Annotated in this window: 20 protein-coding genes; 9 read left to right on the forward strand and 11 right to left on the reverse strand. The window is 48.9% G+C overall.

Translation table 11 applies throughout. The features are described 5' to 3' along the window. Positions 1-10: 10 nt before the first annotated feature. The 3 genes from AC566Q_RS16940 to AC566Q_RS16950 are packed head-to-tail and all read right to left on the reverse strand — an operon-like array spanning position 11 to position 1,538. Positions 11-460, reverse strand: coding sequence for a flavodoxin domain-containing protein (locus tag AC566Q_RS16940; RefSeq protein ID WP_499608522.1), 450 nt, complete (start codon positions 458-460; stop codon positions 11-13). 15 nt (positions 461-475) lie between these two features. After that, positions 476-1,216 carry a pseudouridine synthase gene (locus AC566Q_RS16945; RefSeq protein ID WP_499608529.1) on the reverse strand — a complete coding sequence of 247 codons (741 nt, stop codon included), beginning with the start codon at positions 1,214-1,216 and terminating at the stop codon, positions 476-478. Continuing rightward, on the reverse strand, positions 1,209-1,538 hold the full coding sequence (locus tag AC566Q_RS16950; RefSeq protein WP_499608535.1) for a YqcC family protein: 330 nt from the start codon (positions 1,536-1,538) through the stop codon (positions 1,209-1,211). The genes AC566Q_RS16945 and AC566Q_RS16950 overlap by 8 nt, the downstream gene beginning before the upstream one ends. A gap of 60 nt (positions 1,539-1,598) precedes the next feature. Between AC566Q_RS16950 and AC566Q_RS16955 the strand changes: the two genes are divergently transcribed. After that, positions 1,599-2,645: a DUF3549 family protein gene (locus tag AC566Q_RS16955; protein WP_499608541.1), complete on the forward strand. Its 1,047-nt coding sequence runs from the start codon at positions 1,599-1,601 to the stop codon at positions 2,643-2,645. Positions 2,646-2,651: 6 nt separating this feature from the next. Next, on the forward strand, positions 2,652-2,963 hold the full coding sequence (locus AC566Q_RS16960; RefSeq protein ID WP_499608545.1) for a DUF3301 domain-containing protein: 312 nt from the start codon (positions 2,652-2,654) through the stop codon (positions 2,961-2,963). A 283-nt stretch (positions 2,964-3,246) separates the two neighbouring features. Here AC566Q_RS16960 and AC566Q_RS16965 read toward each other — a convergent pair whose 3' ends face one another. From AC566Q_RS16965 to AC566Q_RS16975, 3 genes are all read right to left on the reverse strand, one after another. Then, the gene (locus tag AC566Q_RS16965) at positions 3,247-3,456 is read right to left on the reverse strand and encodes a hypothetical protein (RefSeq protein ID WP_499608548.1); all 210 of its coding nucleotides are present in this window, start codon (positions 3,454-3,456) and stop codon (positions 3,247-3,249) included. A 155-nt stretch (positions 3,457-3,611) separates the two neighbouring features. Next, positions 3,612-4,313, reverse strand: coding sequence for an SDR family oxidoreductase (locus tag AC566Q_RS16970; RefSeq protein WP_499608550.1), 702 nt, complete (start codon positions 4,311-4,313; stop codon positions 3,612-3,614). A 25-nt stretch (positions 4,314-4,338) separates the two neighbouring features. Beyond that, positions 4,339-4,890 (reverse strand): type 1 glutamine amidotransferase domain-containing protein, encoded by a 552-nt coding sequence (locus AC566Q_RS16975; RefSeq protein WP_499608552.1) that lies wholly within the window; start codon positions 4,888-4,890, stop codon positions 4,339-4,341. Positions 4,891-5,200: 310 nt separating this feature from the next. Between AC566Q_RS16975 and AC566Q_RS16980 the strand changes: the two genes are divergently transcribed. Then, positions 5,201-5,743 carry a cytochrome b gene (locus AC566Q_RS16980; protein ID WP_499608559.1) on the forward strand — a complete coding sequence of 181 codons (543 nt, stop codon included), beginning with the start codon at positions 5,201-5,203 and terminating at the stop codon, positions 5,741-5,743. 57 nt (positions 5,744-5,800) lie between these two features. Here AC566Q_RS16980 and AC566Q_RS16985 read toward each other — a convergent pair whose 3' ends face one another. Both AC566Q_RS16985 and AC566Q_RS16990 read right to left on the reverse strand, forming a co-directional pair. Further along, positions 5,801-6,544, reverse strand: coding sequence for an SDR family NAD(P)-dependent oxidoreductase (locus AC566Q_RS16985; RefSeq protein ID WP_105933835.1), 744 nt, complete (start codon positions 6,542-6,544; stop codon positions 5,801-5,803). A 136-nt stretch (positions 6,545-6,680) separates the two neighbouring features. Beyond that, complete coding sequence (locus AC566Q_RS16990) at positions 6,681-7,517, reverse strand: PhzF family phenazine biosynthesis protein (RefSeq protein WP_105933836.1); 837 nt, start codon at positions 7,515-7,517, stop codon at positions 6,681-6,683. 155 nt (positions 7,518-7,672) lie between these two features. Here AC566Q_RS16990 and AC566Q_RS16995 point away from each other — a divergent pair, with 155 nt between their 5' ends. Further along, a complete protein-coding gene (locus AC566Q_RS16995; protein WP_105933837.1) occupies positions 7,673-8,137 on the forward strand; it encodes an Lrp/AsnC family transcriptional regulator in 465 nt (154 codons plus the stop codon). Here AC566Q_RS16995 and AC566Q_RS17000 read toward each other — a convergent pair. Further along, positions 8,134-8,538 carry a ribbon-helix-helix domain-containing protein gene (locus AC566Q_RS17000; RefSeq protein WP_105933838.1) on the reverse strand — a complete coding sequence of 135 codons (405 nt, stop codon included), beginning with the start codon at positions 8,536-8,538 and terminating at the stop codon, positions 8,134-8,136. The genes AC566Q_RS16995 and AC566Q_RS17000 overlap by 4 nt on opposite strands. A gap of 21 nt (positions 8,539-8,559) precedes the next feature. Continuing rightward, positions 8,560-9,117, reverse strand: coding sequence for a DJ-1/PfpI family protein (locus tag AC566Q_RS17005; protein ID WP_105933839.1), 558 nt, complete (start codon positions 9,115-9,117; stop codon positions 8,560-8,562). Between the two features lie 270 nt (positions 9,118-9,387). On the opposite strand from AC566Q_RS17005, the gene AC566Q_RS17010 reads away from it, so the two are divergent. The 5 genes from AC566Q_RS17010 (at position 9,388) to AC566Q_RS17030 (ending at position 15,692) form a co-directional block, all read left to right on the forward strand. After that, positions 9,388-11,307, forward strand: coding sequence for an ankyrin repeat domain-containing protein (locus tag AC566Q_RS17010; protein ID WP_146129512.1), 1,920 nt, complete (start codon positions 9,388-9,390; stop codon positions 11,305-11,307). Positions 11,308-11,431: 124 nt separating this feature from the next. Beyond that, the gene (locus AC566Q_RS17015) at positions 11,432-12,439 is read left to right on the forward strand and encodes an LLM class flavin-dependent oxidoreductase (RefSeq protein WP_105933841.1); all 1,008 of its coding nucleotides are present in this window, start codon (positions 11,432-11,434) and stop codon (positions 12,437-12,439) included. Positions 12,440-12,564: 125 nt separating this feature from the next. Then, complete coding sequence (locus AC566Q_RS17020) at positions 12,565-12,813, forward strand: hypothetical protein (RefSeq protein ID WP_105933842.1); 249 nt, start codon at positions 12,565-12,567, stop codon at positions 12,811-12,813. 62 nt (positions 12,814-12,875) lie between these two features. Then, positions 12,876-13,184 carry a hypothetical protein gene (locus tag AC566Q_RS17025; protein ID WP_105933843.1) on the forward strand — a complete coding sequence of 103 codons (309 nt, stop codon included), beginning with the start codon at positions 12,876-12,878 and terminating at the stop codon, positions 13,182-13,184. Between the two features lie 189 nt (positions 13,185-13,373). Continuing rightward, positions 13,374-15,692 (forward strand): FdhF/YdeP family oxidoreductase, encoded by a 2,319-nt coding sequence (locus tag AC566Q_RS17030; protein WP_499608576.1) that lies wholly within the window; start codon positions 13,374-13,376, stop codon positions 15,690-15,692. On the opposite strand, the gene AC566Q_RS17035 is transcribed toward AC566Q_RS17030, so the two are convergent. Continuing rightward, positions 15,689-16,495 (reverse strand): formate dehydrogenase accessory sulfurtransferase FdhD, encoded by an 807-nt coding sequence (locus tag AC566Q_RS17035; RefSeq protein WP_499608579.1) that lies wholly within the window; start codon positions 16,493-16,495, stop codon positions 15,689-15,691. The genes AC566Q_RS17030 and AC566Q_RS17035 overlap by 4 nt on opposite strands. Positions 16,496-17,280: the final 785 nt, after the last annotated feature.

Genomic DNA, 17,280 nt, shown 5'->3' on the forward strand with positions numbered 1-17,280 from the left:
CCCGAAAAATTTAAGCGATCAGTTTATCCTGAATGCCTTTGAACCAGTTAAGTACATCCTGCTCCGGTTCCAGCGTTTCCATGGCATCGACTTCCAGCATGTCTGCTACCGGGAAGCCCTGTAATTCAGTTAACAGCTCCTGGCAAATTCTGCCGCCGCCACAGTACGAATCGCCATAACTGCTGTCGCCTAAGGCTGCTACCGCAAAGGGCTTTTGCTCCAGCAAAGGAAACTGCGTGCGTAACTCATCAATGGGAAATTCCAGATTAGGCGGCAAGTCGCCTGCGCCGGTTGTTGATGTAATCACTAGCAAGGCCTGCGGATCGGTGAAATCACTGACATCCGGATCTTTAAAGACTTCCGCATCAATGCCTTGATCTTCACAATAAGACTGCACTTCTTCTGCTACGTTTTCTGCATTACCGTATACCGAACCGACGATGATATTGAGGGTTGCCATGGACCTACCTTACTTTTATTGACTCCAGGTTAAAAACGGCTGCCAGCTTACCAATAACTGTTCTATTTCGCTATCGACTTGCGTCTGAATAGTCAGCCATTCACCGCTAACCGGATGGTAGAAGCCCATCGACACGCACACCAGTATCAGCCGATGGCAATCGAACTGGTCGCGTAAAAAGCCATTGTGTTTGCCGTCGCCATGGGTGGTATCGCCCACAATGGGATGACGTATATGCAACATGTGCCGCCTTAACTGGTGCTTACGCCCGGTGTGAGGGGTTAAGCCCAGCCAGGAATAGCGAGCAGTGTTATAGCGGCCTACCGTAAACGGCAGTTCGTAATGAGCCAATGGCCAGTAATCTGAATGGGCAGTTTGTGGTGCAACCTGTTTCGTGCGATCGGCATCGGCATACTTATCCCAGCGATATTTGAGCGCATAGTCGATCATCCCGGCCGACTTTACATAGCCCCTGACCAGTGCCCGGTAAGACTTCTGCATGCCATTACTCATCATTTGTGCATTCATTGCCGAAGCCGTTGCGCTATCCAGCGCAAATAACAGTAAACCAGCGGTTGGCCGGTCCAGCCGATGTAGCGGATAAACATGCAGTCCAAGCTGATCCCGCAGTAACTGCACCGCAAAGCGGGTTTCGTGTTTATCAATCGGGCTGCGATGCACCAGTAAACCAGCCGGCTTATAAATGGCCACGATGTAATCATCCTGATACACCACGTCTAATTCGTTGTTACCCATGTTGAGACTGACTCCAGCTGTCGAAACGCGCCAGCACCCGTTGCACAGGCAGATGATTACTCTGCCAGGTAACTTCGGCCATAGGCTGAATTTGCATGGTTGGGGGTAAGGTATTCGTTTTCAGCAAAGCCTGTAAGCGCGGAATAAAGATAAACTGCAGCCATTGCTCAAAAGCAAGCGTGTCACAGGCGAAGGGCTGCTGGCTGGCCAGCGCTTCCTGTGAAGGCGTGACCGCCGACCACAAACCCGCAGCTTTTAATATTTCTTCCAGCTCAAACAACAAATCTGAGCCCTGCTCAATGGATTTGGGATCATGAATCATTACGCGCTTACTCCAATGCCTGTTACACTATCGGCAAATTTTGTCATAGTAAAAATCAGCATGAATTCAAAAAGTATTCACTCGCTGAGCGAGTTCTTATTACATGCGGGCACGGATTATCGCATTTTTGATTTAGGTCGTGGAGTTTATCCTGTTGCGTCGCAAACATTTTTAGATATCGAGAACGGTAAAGTATGCCCTCCCCGCCCTCGTCAGCAACACGCCTGGTATGCCGTAGTGTTCTGGCAAACCAATCCTCAAGCCCAGCGTTATATCTGGTTTGTTAAGTTTCCGCTGGATGAACAGGGTTTACTAATACAGGCAGCGCGCAACCATTTTTTACAAATCATCGTCGATGCACTAGGCAACCAGATTGCCGGTGAACAAAGCAGTAATGAATTGCACGATAACCCTTATACCTTTGTGCCCAGTCAGCAGCTTATGGCGCAGTTTTCGGCCATTGCCCGTCTGGCTCTGAACGACAAGAAAAGCGAGGCACTGGAACAAGCCCGGCAATATCTGCAGGCGCCGGCCATTATTGATTGGCAGCAACTACCGGTTCAGGCCATTGCCGACCTCGCGGTAGCAATTGATGATAAACAAGCTGCTCACATTATCGAAAATTTCGGACACTTCAGCGAACCGTTTTTAGAAACATTGTTCAGCAGCCTCGAAAGCGTTGCGTTGCCTGACAACCTGCAAACCTTTTTTATTGAGCAGCTTAATATGGTTGCCAAAGATGAAGCGCAAAAGCACGTCATGCTAGGCCTGCTCAGAGCATTAAGCACACCAGACTATCACCCGCAAATCAACCAGGCGGTGAATGAGCTGTTAGAGAACATATCGCAGCCTGATATGCATTTACTGAGTGTGATCGCCGGGCGACATGATGCGCAGTTAGATACCTTAACGGCGCAGCGCTTTCTGGAAGCGGCGGCAAAGGCGGATGCCGAAGGTGCCTATAAGCATGAGTTGTTTATTGGCCTGTTTAGCGATTTGGTGCAAATTCCAACACTGCGCAGAACCATGCTGACCCTGGCCCGGGCACATCAGAATAACCCATTAATGCAGGCTCCGTTAAACAGCCTTTTCAACAAGGCAGGATAAGACACGGTGAATTTATTTGATGTTTTGTTATTGGTGCTACTGTGTGCTGGCGGCGCTTTTTTCTGGCGGATCCGAACGATTTCTGAGTGCGCAAACCAATACCTGCAACGCTACTGCGAACAGCAGCGTTTGCAGTTAGTGAGTGTGGCCAGAAAAACCACCCGCCCCATGTTGTACCGGGGTAAGCTTGACTGGCGCAGTAAGTTTTTATTTGAGTTTTCATCCACCGGCGATGACTGTTACCAGGGCACCTTGCTGCTTAATGGACTGACGGTGGTCAAAACCGAAACGCCACCACATCGCATTAATACTCACTAATTATTACCCATAAAAAAACGGTGGCCTTAGCCACCGTTTTCTCTGGAATTTTGAGACTCCCTCTCAGCGTTAGTGCAATTCTAAGCCTGGCTTATAATCCCGCACGCAATTCCTTCTTACTCTGCTTCACAGCAGGCCACCTGTCCCTAGGCGTATCCCTTTCCATTTATCCTTCAAAACTTTACTTCCTGTAAAGTAGTCTCCGCTCCTGGAGTTGTCCTGAGCCGTCCTGGCTTATTCCATTCCTACTGGCATCCCAGCCTCTTCCTTAAATCCTGGTGGTTTATTCCTTTAAACCGGATTCCTTTTGTCTTCCTGACATCGTCATCCTGACGAATTTCCTGTTGCCAATCCTGGCGTTATCTTCCTGATTAATGCCTTCCTGGCTGTTGTCTTCCTGACGGGTCACATCTCCTTGCGACATGTTTAGATTACGCTTCTGAGAAAAACCTGCCACCGGTGGATTACACAAAACCGCCTGATTATCATTCATCGCGTCTGTGACAGATTTAATACTCTATATTTTTCATAACCTTAACCAAAAGTGTAAGGCACGGCCGGGTAAAACAAACCGCTTATTCGTACACTTTTGTAGGAAATGTCTTACACGATAACGGCAGTGTTTGTCACCCGGAGCCTTGTTTCACGTTATGGTTTATCGGCAGGCATAACAAATACTTCTCTGACACAGGCTGTTTTGCTGCTCGACAACGCATAAAGCACAGCGTCAGCAATGTCTTCTGGCGCAATTTTGTCGTCTTTCGGTTCATCAAAAAATGGTGTGTTCACCATGCCCGGACAGATGGTGGTGCACTTACCGCCCCACTCACGCATTTCCTCCGCCAGGTTCATGCCAAATCCGTAGGCAAACCATTTAGTAGCGCCATATACTGAACCTTTAAGTGTCATACGGCCTGCGGCAGAGCTGGTTAACAGAAAGTGCCCTTCACTGTCTTTCAGATAAGGCAAACTGGCTTTAGCCGTATAGAGCAAGCCGTTAACATTGGCCCCCAACATAGTAGACCACTCTCCAACATCGCCCTCTGCCACACCCGGGGAGTTCACGCCGGTGCCGGCATTGGCAAAGACACCGTCAATGCTGCCAAATTTGCTATGGATATCTGCAAATGCATTGCTTAACGTGTCAAAGTCGCTGACATCCGCTTTTACTGCATAGGCCTTGTCTTCACCCAGTTCACTTACCAGCTCCTTAAGCTTATCCAGACGTCTGGCCAGCAAGGCAACGTGATAGCCTTCAGCCACCAGCGCCCGTGCCGTGGCCTCACCGATGCCGCTTGATGCGCCGGTAATGGCGATGACTTTTGTTTGGGATTCTTGAGTTACTGACATTATGACTCCTACCTGCTAATTCTGATTACGCTACCAGTTCACTGATCTTGCCCACAAACGCGGGAATGTCGTTTGGATTTCTACTGGTAACGAGTTTACCGTCGTGGACAACCTCGTTGTCTTCCCAGGCTGCACCGGCATTAAGTAAATCGGTTTTAATACTTGGAAATGATGTAACTTTGCTGTCCCGGGCTAATTCTGATTCGATGAGTAACCAGGGACCATGGCAAATTGCACCGATCGCCCGGATACGGGTTTCAGCGTGTGCGCGCTTTATAAAAGAAACTGCCTGTTCGTTGTTACGCAGAATATCCGGGTTAATCTGACCGCCCGGCAACACTATTGCGTCGTAATCACCTGGCGCTGCGGCGGTAACCTGTTTATCTACGGCCACTTCCTCACCCCATTTGTCCTGGTCCCATCCCGTTATTGAAGTCTGATCGTCAATAGAAAGGACGTCTACCTCAGCTCCCTGCTCAGCAAGCATTGCTTTGGGTTTAATTAATTCACTCTGCTCAAAGCCACTGGTTGCCAAAATCGCGATTTTTTTACCTGCTAAATTAAATTGATTGCTCATAGTAAACACTCCTGTGACAAGCTGGTTTTAAAGTTTTGCGTGACCGATACGGCAGCAACATCCGTTCCAAACACATAAGCAATTGATTTAAATTAAAAATAGAAAAATTATTCGTTCTTGTAGCAGTCCCTGGAGGAAAGTTTTGCAGTCAGTGTGAAGGACTTACAGGGACAGACTATTGGAGTAATCGGGCACTAATCGAATTCAGTTTATGCGGATATCCGGTAGCAAAATAGCACCTTATGCTGTGCGCAAAACCGCATAATAAACGCATGACTTTTCACAATATTGGCTCTGGAATAGCGAAAAAATGGCACACCACTATCATCCGATCGCAATCTGGTTACACTGGCTGATGGCCATAATGCTGGCCATTGTCTGCTTATCAATGGAATTTATCAGCCTATACCCAAAAGGTAGCAGTGGTCGGACACTGATGTTATCCACGCATTACCTGTTAGGTCTGGTTATCGTCATACTGGCATTCGTCAGGCTGTGGTTCTGGTGGCGCAGTAAGCCGGTTGAAAACCCCGACCAGGGGTCCATGCAAAAGTATATAGCGAGGGCGGTTTTCATACTGTTATACGGCCTTATGATCACCTTACCGATCGTGGGTTGGGTGGATATTGGTCTGTGGGATGTGTCAGTTTCAGCTTTTGGCTGGCAACTGCCACAAATAGCCTCACCAGACAGCGTCATGGCGGAAGAGCTATCTCAGGTTCATATTTTGATGGCAAAAACCGGCTATGGGCTCGTTGGGCTGCATGGCACTGCTGCCCTTTATCATCACTTCATATTAAAAGATGCCACGCTGAAAAGGATGTTACCGCGCTTCCGCCAGCGGCTTAGCTAGCAGCCAGAGACTGACTAACGTCAGGCTCTGTTCATATTGCTGCCATAAAAACTGCTATCAGGGCAGATATGCCCCGCCACAAACCGGAATATAAGTCCCTGTAACGTGAGATGCTCCCTCGCTAGCTAGGAAACGTATGGTGTTAGCAACGTCTTCCGGCTGCGCTATACGTTGGTTTGGCGTGATGCTGCGAATAAATTCTTTAAACTCTTCCGGAGCCTGTTTAGTGGCATCAGTCTCAACCATGCCCGGCGCAACAATATTGGCAGTGATCCCGAAAGGACCAAGCTCCTGAGCAAGGTATTTATTAAAGCTATCCAGCGCGCCCTTCGCTGAACCATGAGCAATAAAGCTTGGTGCAGGCGCTTCCGAAAGCGTACTGGAGATAAACACAAGCCGCCCAAACTGCTTCTCTTTCATACTCTTAGCAGCTAATTGCGCAGTAACATACGAAGCATGCATTTCATCATTGAGTTTCTGGGCAAATTCATCCCAACTCTGATCAAGAAACGGCTTGGGTGTAAAGTTCATGTTGGCGTTGGACACCAGTACATCCACCCCACCGAATTCATCGTTGATTTTATTGAACATGGCCGCCAGCTGGGAATCATCCCGCACATCGGCCTGTAAAGCTACCGCTTCACCACCTTGCGCAATAATACTTTGCGCTAATTCTTCGGCAGTGGCTGCGCTATTTACATAATTGATAAAAACGCGGTATCCCTCTTCGGCCAGCGCTTTAACCGTTGCGGCACCAATACCTCTTGCTCCACCAGTCACCAATGCATTACGTGTTGTCATATAAAATTCCTCAGAATAAATAATGTCAGGACATGGCGCCCTGACCACCAGATATTGCCATCGTAAAACCTCAAGCATACTTAAGGTCAATAGTTATCTGGCTTTATATTCTGCTAATTTACCTTTTTACTGCCCGTTAAATTGTACGAGTGGTTCCAGACACAGATACAGGGCTGCCTTTTTCCTCAGACAGACTAACTCTTATCAATGAAGGTGCTCCCATATCTTCGCCCTGACGGATAGTAAACTGACCATTGTGGGGCCAGTTAGCATCACGCAGATAACCGGCAAAAGCAGCCGCTGCAGCGCCGGTAGCCGGATCTTCAATAACCCCACCCGAGGCAAAAGCGTTTCTGACCTCAAATACCTGGGGACTTTCAATATACACCAGCATGATGGTTACCAGTCCCAGCGCTTCCATAACAGCTTTACCTGCCGTCAGGAAATACGCCATGCTGGCCAGTTTTTGCCTGCTTTGCAGCGGCAATACAATGTGGTTTGAACCGCCATGGATATAAGCCGGAGATAATCGTTCATCGAGGTCTTCTTCTGAAAGGCCGAAAAGTTTAAGCGCCTGGGTGAGTTCATCGCTGGTGACCGGTCGACTATGAGTAGGTGGTGAAGTTAGCGTAGCCGCAACGCCTTGCTCGGTTTGTTGTGTATTAACGGCTATTTCTGCGCTGTTGATAGTGAGTTTATACTCGCCGGCACCTGCGTGTTCACCTAACACCGCGCCAAGCGCTATGGTGGCATGGCCGCAAAATGGCACCTCAGATTCAGGCGAAAAATAACGTACCCGCCAGGCTGATTCATCTTCTGCAAGAGGATAAGCAAAGGCGGTTTCTGAATACCCCACCTCAGCAGCAATGCTACGCATCTCACTTTCTGTCATTGGGTCTTTGAGTAACACCACACCGGCGGGATTGCCACCATTGTTGCCATCGCTGAATGCGGCTATACGTTGTACGTTCATAACTGTTCCTTACGCGGTAAATTAACGGGCTGATAGCTTTTATAGAATATCACTGTCCGTACACTCCTTTCACTACCATTCGATAAGCCTTATATTGATTTCTCATTTCATATAAAGGTAAATTAAACAAATAACCTTCAATTTAAAGATTAGCTATGACAAAACAGATTGACCACCTCGATAAAGCCATTTTAACTGTGCTGGATAACAATGCCCGCCTGAGCCTGGCAGAGATAGGTAAGCAAGTCGGGTTATCCGGCCCGGCAGTAGGTGAAAGAATCAAAACGCTTCAGCATAAAGGCGTTATTGACGGGTTTGGCGTACGGCTGGATATGCGAGCGCTGGGCTATAGCATCCAGGCGCTGGTAAGAATAAAGCCGAAGTCAGGGCAGATAAGAAAAGTGGAAAAACTAATTAGCGACGAGCCCCGCTTTATGGCCTGCGATCGGGTAACCGGTGAGGACTGCTTAATCGCACGCCTGGCGTTGCGGGATATCGCAGAACTCGATGATATTATGTTTCCGCTGCATGAATGTGCCGATACCAACACCTCCATCGTTAAATCATCGTTGTTCGAGCCCCGGCTACCGCAGATCAATATCAGTAAAGTGGCCCGCTAATGTTTACTGCCCTGTCGGGATGATTGCTGCTCAGGCAGTTGGTTCAGTCGTGTCGCCATTGTATCGGCTTCCTGTTTAATCACACGATCAGCGTCAATATCACTGAGAGGCTCAATTATATCCCGTTCAAAATAACCATCGGTAATCATAGACAGATAACGGCCGCAGCAAACCCGCAGAAACGAGGTGAAGTTGCCAACGTCATGGTCGGCATCGAGTGACTCCAGATACAGTTTTGAAATCAACTGGCTCACGCTCAGTTCGTCCCGGCTGGCGATTTCCTGCAGCACATTCCAGAAAAAAGTCTCCATGCGGATGGAGGTCACCACGCCATCAATTCGCATTGAGCGGGTAGTACTCGTCCATAAAGACGGATCGGCATTAATGAATAATCCACACACAGACTTCTCCCTATTCTTTGCTTAAAGCAACGCCATAAACTGGCTTAACAATGCCGGATGAGCCGGCCAGGCCGGGCCTGTCACCAACTTACCATCAGTAATGGCCTCATCCATATTCACAGCAACATAGGTGGCCCCTGCCAATTTTATTTCCGGCTCGCATGCCGGGTATGCAGACACTTGCTTACCTTCCAGCATACCGGCCGCTGCCAGTAACTGAGGGCCATGACAAATCGAGCTAACCGGTTTGTCAGCGGTAAAAAACGCTTTCACCAACGCAATGACATCCGCATTTAACCGCAGATACTCTGGCGCCCGGCCGCCGGGAATATACAAACCATCATAATCTTCGGCCTTAACGTCTGCAAAGGTCGCGTTTAGCGTAAAATTATGGCCCGGCTTTTCGGTGTAGGTCTGATCGCCTTCAAAATCGTGGATTGCCGTTTTAATGGTATCCCCTGCCGATTTATCCGGACACACCGCATCAACCTCATGGCCACAAGCCAGCAAGGTTTGAAATGGCACCATATTTTCGTAGTCTTCTACAAAATCACCCGTGATCATCAGGATCTTGCTCATAGTGTTACCTCGATAATAAGTTAAGAAGTTGTTATACAAACACAGTTACTTCACAGGCAGGTAACAACATACTACTACATGATTAATATACGTATGGAAAAGTAAAGTTTTTGCCTCAGGCAATTAGCTTTGCCAGCGCTATAGTGTATCCAAATCCAAAAGCGATCCTCTATTCATTGACAATCCGGCTCAGGCACTTTAATTGCGGCTTAATATCATGGTAATGTTACGATTAATAAGAACAAAAAAATCATGTGATAAGGATTGTCCGTGCGAAGAATGGTTGTTGGAACGGGTATAGCCCTGATCGCCACTGGGCTTTGGTTTTATGCCACCATGGAGCCAGTTGACAATCCCGATATTCCTACCGACAATGCTACCGGCCAGGTTGCCATTGATACGTCCCCACAGGAAAGTGCGCTACCTGCTAGCAAGACTGAAAACACGCCTGAAGAAACATTTATCCCCACAACCAACCGATGTGCGCAATTTCGCTACGACTTAAATCACACAAAAAGTAAATTTTTCGAACAAACCGACTTAAACCCTTACCTGGATAAAGGCTATTCCGCCGACGATATTACATTAGCTATAATACTTATGGATTCCCGGTTAAGTGCCGTTAGATGGCGGGACACTTATCGCAAACAATTCAGCCCGATTAATCAGGCCAACAAAATCTACGGCGGGCAAATAAAGTCAGACAATAAAGGTTGGATTAGCAGGAGCCCATTCGCGAGCGACGCGCGTACGCGCTGGGTGCTCAAAAAAGCGCGTGCAGGCGAAGTGCCGATAGGAACACTCCCTGATGCATTACTCCCCGATGATGTTGCAACACTAATACTAAACCAATCCATTGGTGATGACACCATAAAGCAATTTGCGTTAGCCCTGGACGATATCAACGCCTCACTGGGCGATGAGCAAGCTCTGGGGATGCTAAATATTCTGGATGCAGCCATCTGGGTTGGCCGCAATGATCTGGCCCGCTGGCTGATGAGAAAAGGGGTTTCGTTACAATCAGATCCCTTTATCGGTGGTCCTTTGGATTATGCACTGGACCGCCTCCATCAATTGGTGGGAATGATGGGTTCAGGAGGCAAGTCTGAAGATGTCATTCGGCAGTTGGCTTTTATAGATTATCTGATAGGGCTTGGGCAGCAGGCCACGGTTGCGTCTACTGAAGATGGCTATTTTGTTAACAACTCCGGGTACTCGTCCTACTTTTTTAAACCTGAAGGTGTTTCTTCCATACTGGAACGCTTCGGTTATAACCTGTTCGCCACACCAAAGACAATTCCACCAACCAAAACTGCAAAAACAACGCAATTGATGGATGAGTTATCAGCTCAGCAGCAGGCCTATGTTAGCGATAACGGCTATGCCACAGCCAATAAAATACAAGCACAATGTGAAGACTATCGAGCCAAAGTAAAACGTTATTGGAAACCTGAACTTATAGACGTAAGTGAATCTGAGGAAACCGATAAAACGTTATTTAATCGTGCTCCTGAATTAGTCAGTTGCAGACGTTCTGCCGATAATTACGAAGTGAAAAAAAGTGAGAATAAAAATACTCCTGCATACCTGCGTGCCAATATTTTATGGAGAAGCGGCGATTACACACTTACCGCCTCCACTCTAAACGCCGCTCCTGAAATATTGCAACTTTTCTCTCATAATGCGCTGGCGGAATTCCCTACTACATATCCCTCCCTGATTAGTCTTGGCCTCATGCCAGACGAACTAAACTACCTGTTTTTTGATGACGGTATTACCCGGGGCCTTTCTGCCTCTACCCTGCATAAATTAAATGAATCAGGATTTGATCTGCATACCTTAGATCGCTACGGTCGCAGCTTGCTTTTTACCGCGATTCAGGCGATGAACCTTGAAGCCCTGACATTCCTGGTAGAACAAAACGTGCCTTATTACCAGCCCGATGATGCACCGGATCCGCTCTATCAGGCCCTTTACTTTGCCGCCACTCGCGGGCATGAAAAAAACGCGTATGAAATCGTTTCACAGCTAATGAGCTATCAGCCCACCATCACTCAGGCACACCTTAACCAAATGCTGTTGCTAAAGCTGAGGTTTCGTCAAACCTATGACAACATCGTCGATGCTTTCCCTGCACTGGCCAGTGATGAAGACAGCGCGGTTTACCCAACAGAAACCTGCAGACTTTAACTCCAACCTCTAATCCATGACTTCAATTGAAACCTAACGCGATGTTATGCCGCTAGTCGAATCGCCCTTTTGATTCGCTACATCATCCCAATACTACTTGGTATGCAAACTAACAGGTATTTTCATGACTAATCCCTTGCCCCTGTCGATTCTCGACCTCGCCCATGTCGCCCAAGGCAGTTCCGTACGCGACGCTCTGCTGCGCAGTCAGGCCATCGCGCAAACGGCTGAACAAGCCGGGTTTACCCGCTATTGGCTGGCTGAACATCATGGTATGCGGGCTGTGGCCAGCGCCGCCACTGCGGTGTTGTTATCTAGCGTGGGCGCAATCACCAACCGTATTCGTATTGGCTCTGGTGGCGTTATGCTGCCCAATCATGCACCGTTGGTGATTGCCGAGCAATTTGGTACGTTAGCGGAGCTTTATCCCGATCGTGTAGATTTGGGGCTTGGCCGTGCGCCAGGCACTGACATGGCAACCGCCAGGGCTCTGCGCCGCGACATTCAGGGCGATGCCGAGCGCTATCCCGAGGATGTCGTTGAACTTCAGCGATTGCTGGGCACACCTGAAGAAGGCCAAAAGCCTATTGCTGTGCCCGGCGCCGGCACCAATGTGCCAATTTGGTTACTCGGTTCCAGTTTATATTCAGCTCAGCTGGCAGCCCATATGGGTCTGCCCTTTTCCTTTGCATCACATTTCGCGCCCGACATGCTCAGTGATGCAATAAGCATTTATCGGGCAAACTTTAAACCCTCTGCACAACTGGCCAAGCCTTATGTGTCAGCGGGTGTAATGGCGGTTATTGGTGAGAATGATGACCATGCCCGCCAGCTCTTTACCTCGGTTCAGCAACAATTTGCTAATCTGCGTCGTAATGCCAACAAACCCATGCCGCCCCCGGTAGAAGATATTCGCCTGGAGCTTAACGAAATGGAAATTCGCGGTATTAACAGTACGCTGCGCTATGCTCTGGTTGGCGATAAGGAAAGTGCTGAGGCCCAGCTGAACCAGTTTGTGGCAGCATTCGGCGTGGATGAGGTGATCCTGTCATTTCCCATTTTCGAGCAAGCCTGGGTATTACAGGCTATTGAGGCAGTGGCAGCTATGCACATCAGGTCGCCAGCGTTATAACAAGGTAATTATCGAACTGGTTTTCAACCTCACTGTTAGCGCTTCCAGGTTGGTTATTTATCAACCAGCGAGCTGTACTTTGCTACGCAGACACACATTGTCTTGCGCAATCTGGCTTATTACCGATGGACTCGGGACTGAAAACGAAGAATACGTTCGATACTTTTATTGTTGCAGTAGGTGCAGCACTGGTTTTGGTAGGGCTCTACCTGTTTATTTCTGGTAAACAGGGCGATGGCTCACGCAACAGTAATGTGGAAGGCTTTGGCATCAAAATTAATGTCAGTAACCCTTCCATTATTCTGGTTGTCATTGGCATAGGGCTTATCCTGTTGCCTATGTTTTTACCTAATGCGCCGGACACCAAACCTTAAACTTCCCCGACCCAATAGACTGGCCTGGCCCCGAGCCGGGCCCCATCATCCCCGTCCAGCCCATGGTATACTATCCCGAAGGTGACTGGTATTTAGTGGGCTACACGCAAAATGGCGTCGATATTTCCATGGCGGTGGAAGGTAATGCCACCTTTAGCGCTAAATCCGCTGGCGGCGTGTCCTGGCGAATGGAATTTGTTGCTACCGACCTTTGGGGTAATATGTCACAGTATTTCTATTCGGGCACAATCTCCCACACCGATGAAGTGCGTTCGCCACCGATAATGAACCTTGAAGACAATGGCCAGTTACATCTTGAATACGCCATCGGCGTTAACAAAATCATTATCCACTGGATGAAGCTAAATTGAGGCTGGCTAGCAGTCGCTGCAAGCTTTTTAGCAAGTAGCCTCTTTTAAGGTATGGCAAGACACTGGTCGTAAAAAGATACAGGACTGACGGATATAAGTTTGCTTACCATTGTTAATTTCTGCTTTACTGTGCCCTATAAAACACAATAAAACTGCCGGGCCTGGAACCCGGCAGGATCAGGAAGTGCAATGGCTGATAAGTCTGTTCAGAAATATACCGCCCCTGCCGGTGGCTGGGGTGCATTAAAAAGCGTCACCAAAAGCTGGATCGCCAGCGAAAAGCCGCTGAAAAACCTGCGCGCTATGCTCAAAACCAATCAGGACCATGGTTTTGATTGCCCGGGCTGCGCCTGGGGTGAATCACCGGAAAATGGCCTGGTGAAATTTTGCGAAAACGGCGCTAAAGCGGTTAACTGGGAATCCTCAGGCCGCCAGGTAGGCCCGGCTTTTTTTGAGCGTTACACCGTGTCTAAGCTTTTAGAGCATAGCGACTACTGGCTGGAAGACCAGGGCCGTTTATCCCACCCCATGCAATACGATCCGGCTACAGACAAATATGTAGAAACCAGCTGGGATGATGCATTTGCATTAATTGCACAACATCTCAACCAGCTGGCCAGTCCCAACGAGGCCGAGTTTTACACCTCCGGACGAACCAGTAATGAGGCGGCTTATCTTTATCAGTTATTTGTACGCGCTTTGGGTACCAATAATTTTCCTGACTGCTCCAACATGTGTCATGAAGCCAGTGGCCACGCCATGAAACAGTCGGTGGGCGTAGGCAAAGGCACCGTGGTATTCGACGACTTCGCCAAAGCCGATGCGATTTTTGTTCTTGGCCAGAACCCGGGCACCAATCATCCACGCATGCTCGAACCGTTACGGGAAGCCGTTGAGCGAGGCGCTCAGGTGGTTTGCTTTAATCCGCTTAAAGAGCGTGGTCTGGAACGTTTTCAGCATCCGCAACATCCGCTGGAAATGTTAACCAATGGTGATGCCCCCACTAACACCGCTTATTTCCGCCCGGCGTTAGGCGGTGATATGGCGGTAATGCGCGGTATTGCCAAATGCATGCTGGAATGGGAAAGAGAAGCCCGGGCCAATAACCGCCCGGCGATATTTGATCACGATTTTATTGCCCGTCATACCAACGGCCTTGATGACTATCTGGCACTGGTTGATGCCACTTCCTGGCAAGACATCGTTGAACAGTCGGGGCTCAGCAAAGACGATATCTACCTGGCGGCCAGCATGTATTGTCGGGCTGAACGGGTGATTATGTGCTGGGCCATGGGGATCACCCAGCATAAGCACTCGGTTGCTATTATCCAGGAGATTATTAACGTACAACTCCTGCGCGGCAATGTGGGTAAGCCGGGTGCCGGATTATCACCGGTGCGAGGCCACAGCAACGTGCAGGGCGACAGAACCATGGGTATCGATGAAAAGCCACCGCAATGGCTGCTCGATGCACTGGAGGAACGCTATAACTTTTCAGTCCCCCGAGAGCCTGGTCACAACGTGGTGCAAGCTATTCAGGCCATGGAACAAGGGCGCGCTAAAGTCTTTATTGGCATGGGCGGCAACTTTGCTCAGGCCACCCCGGACACACCGCGTACTCATGAAGCGCTTAAGCGGTGCGACCTTACGGTTCACGTTAGCACCAAACTCAACCGCTCGCATTTGGTTACCGGTAAAGCCGCGCTTATTCTGCCTTGTCTGGGCCGCACTGAAGCAGATATTCAGGACGGTCAGCCTCAAGGCGTGACGGTAGAAGATACCTTTTCGATGGTACACATTTCCTATGGGCAACTACCTCCGGGCTCAGCGCTGTTACGCTCAGAGCCTGCGATTGTAGCCGGAATGGCAAAAGCCACATTAGGTAATCATCCGGTAGGCTGGGACGCACTAATCAACGATTACAGCCGCATCCGCGAGTTGATTGCCGATACCATCCCCGGCTTTACCGGCTTTAACGAGAAGTTAACCCAACCGGGCGGATTTCACTTACCTAACCCGGCATCTGAGAGAACGTGGCGCACGGCTGACCAGAAAGCCGGCTTTGCTGCCAATCCATTACCCGGCCAATTACTCTCTGCACAATTCCCCGCCGGAGAAACACCGGATCTTATACTGCAAACACTGCGCTCACACGATCAGTACAACACCACGGTTTATGGCCTTGATGACCGCTATCGGGGCGTATTTGGCCAGCGCTATGTGGTGTTCGTTAACCCAGAGGACATTAACCGGCTGGGCTTTAACGAAGGCGATAAAGTCGATATGATTTCCCTTTGGCATGGTGGCAGAGAACGGCGCGTGGAAGGTTTCACTCTGGTGGCTTACGATATTCCCCAGGGGCAGGCTGCCGCTTATTTTCCGGAAGCCAACGGTCTGGTGCCGTTGGAGAGCTATGGCGATGAGTCATTCACGCCCACTTCCAAATACATTGCTATTAAACTGATGAAAGCACAGCCTGATAACCGCATTCCGGTATCTCACAACTAGCCTGCGTTACCGGCCACTGAACTGTGGTACACCCTGGGAGCGCTGTGGTGGGGTAAGTGAATTAAGTTAAGCTGATACCGTTTAGCCCACTCCACAGCCATGGTGGTAGGCGCAGATAAGGTAACCAGGGTTGGCAGACCAACCCGAATAGCCTTTTGCACTAACTCAAGCCCGCAACGACTGGTCAGCACCATAAAACCATTTGTTAAGGGTGTGTCGGATAAGGCCAGCGCACCAATCAGTTTGTCCATGGCGTTGTGGCGGCCAATATCTTCACGGCACAATGTGATGCGACCCTCGTTAGTCACAAAAAATGCGGCATGCTGCGCACCACCTGAATACAGAGCCTGCTGATACTCACGGATACGATGACGAAGGTTGGTGAAGGCGTACACTTCAGGCAAGAGTGCACCCGGTAATTTAGCAAGTTCAGGTAACGCCGATTTCAGCGCATCTGTACCGCAGATACCGCAGCCCGAGCTGCCAGCCAGGCGGCGTTGATAAGACTTCAGTTGCCACTGGGCACGAGGACTAAGCTGCACATCAGCCACCCCCTGCTCTCCTTCAAAGGTCACACTGATGCTACGCAACTGGCCCGGCGAATCAATAATGCCCTGAGTCAGGCTAAATCCAACCACAAAATCCTTCACGTCATCGGGGCTAACCATCATTACCGCGTAACTGATGTCATTATAGCTGATAGCCAGGGCACATTCGGCTGGCAGCGCACTCTCTTCTTCCAGTTTCTGTGCACTGACGGTCTGGTAGCGATATACTTCAGCGGTCTTTGCTCGGTCTGCCATGGTCAGGATTCATATCGGTTGGCTTTAACTGGGATGATAGTATAACCAGGCAGGGTTAGACACCGGATTTTATGTATCTTATAAAATTCGACAGCCTGTTATAAATACCAGGCGATTTTCGGCAGGCATAAAAAAACGATGACCGAAGTCATCGTTTTCTCTGAATTTCGAGTTTCCTTCTCAGCGATCCCTTGCGACTAAAATCTTCCCGATTAAAATCCGTATACGCCCCTTTCCTTCTTTTCTCACATCATCCTGCGTGAGCTGTTCTCCCTGAACAGGTCCCTTTCCATTATTCCTGTATAAGCTGTACATCCTGCTACAGCATTCTCCATCCCGGAGTTGTCCTTTTCGGCCTTCCCGACCGGTCCTTTATCCTTAAACAGAGTTCCTTACCCTGTCTTACTCATCCTGAGCAATCCCAAGTTCGTCCGTGTGTCTTCCTGACTCGTCGTGTTTCCTTGTGACACATTCAAAGTACGCTTATGACTGAGGAATGCTAATCCACTCTGGGAAATTTTTGCGTCAACGTTACCGGTAAAAACTGACAAAATTAAATTTAATTTATATTTTTCAATACACTAGAAATTTATAGACGTCATTAGCATAGGTAAGAGTCTACAATATCTCACGACTTTGTAAGATATTTCGTACACACATAGAGGGGAATTGTCTTATCCTTTTGGCTAAGTTCCAAACATCGAAAATCTGCGTGCTCAAAGAAACCGTCGGGGAGCTTTATAATCTGAGATTAAAAGATTGCATAGTCTGTCTGCAATTCGGTA

This window comes from Alteromonas sp. H02 (genome assembly GCF_059682525.1).

Bases quoted from the DNA above. Each gene is read 5' to 3' on its own strand.
- AC566Q_RS16940 (WP_499608522.1), bottom strand. From the start codon at position 460: ATGGCAACCCTCAATATCATCGTCGGTTCGGTATACGGTAATGCAGAA.
- AC566Q_RS16945 (WP_499608529.1), bottom strand. From the start codon at position 1,216: ATGGGTAACAACGAATTAGACGTGGTGTATCAGGATGATTACATCGTG.
- AC566Q_RS16950 (WP_499608535.1), bottom strand. From the start codon at position 1,538: ATGATTCATGATCCCAAATCCATTGAGCAGGGCTCAGATTTGTTGTTT.
- AC566Q_RS16955 (WP_499608541.1), top strand. From the start codon at position 1,599: ATGAATTCAAAAAGTATTCACTCGCTGAGCGAGTTCTTATTACATGCG.
- AC566Q_RS16965 (WP_499608548.1), bottom strand. From the start codon at position 3,456: ATGAATGATAATCAGGCGGTTTTGTGTAATCCACCGGTGGCAGGTTTT.
- AC566Q_RS16970 (WP_499608550.1), bottom strand. From the start codon at position 4,313: ATGTCAGTAACTCAAGAATCCCAAACAAAAGTCATCGCCATTACCGGC.
- AC566Q_RS16975 (WP_499608552.1), bottom strand. From the start codon at position 4,890: ATGAGCAATCAATTTAATTTAGCAGGTAAAAAAATCGCGATTTTGGCA.
- AC566Q_RS16980 (WP_499608559.1), top strand. From the start codon at position 5,201: ATGGCACACCACTATCATCCGATCGCAATCTGGTTACACTGGCTGATG.
- AC566Q_RS16985 (WP_105933835.1), bottom strand. From the start codon at position 6,544: ATGACAACACGTAATGCATTGGTGACTGGTGGAGCAAGAGGTATTGGT.
- AC566Q_RS16990 (WP_105933836.1), bottom strand. From the start codon at position 7,517: ATGAACGTACAACGTATAGCCGCATTCAGCGATGGCAACAATGGTGGC.
- AC566Q_RS16995 (WP_105933837.1), top strand. From the start codon at position 7,673: ATGACAAAACAGATTGACCACCTCGATAAAGCCATTTTAACTGTGCTG.
- AC566Q_RS17005 (WP_105933839.1), bottom strand. From the start codon at position 9,117: ATGAGCAAGATCCTGATGATCACGGGTGATTTTGTAGAAGACTACGAA.
- AC566Q_RS17015 (WP_105933841.1), top strand. From the start codon at position 11,432: ATGACTAATCCCTTGCCCCTGTCGATTCTCGACCTCGCCCATGTCGCC.
- AC566Q_RS17020 (WP_105933842.1), top strand. From the start codon at position 12,565: ATGGACTCGGGACTGAAAACGAAGAATACGTTCGATACTTTTATTGTT.
- AC566Q_RS17025 (WP_105933843.1), top strand. From the start codon at position 12,876: ATGGTATACTATCCCGAAGGTGACTGGTATTTAGTGGGCTACACGCAA.
- AC566Q_RS17030 (WP_499608576.1), top strand. From the start codon at position 13,374: ATGGCTGATAAGTCTGTTCAGAAATATACCGCCCCTGCCGGTGGCTGG.
- AC566Q_RS17035 (WP_499608579.1), bottom strand. From the start codon at position 16,495: ATGGCAGACCGAGCAAAGACCGCTGAAGTATATCGCTACCAGACCGTC.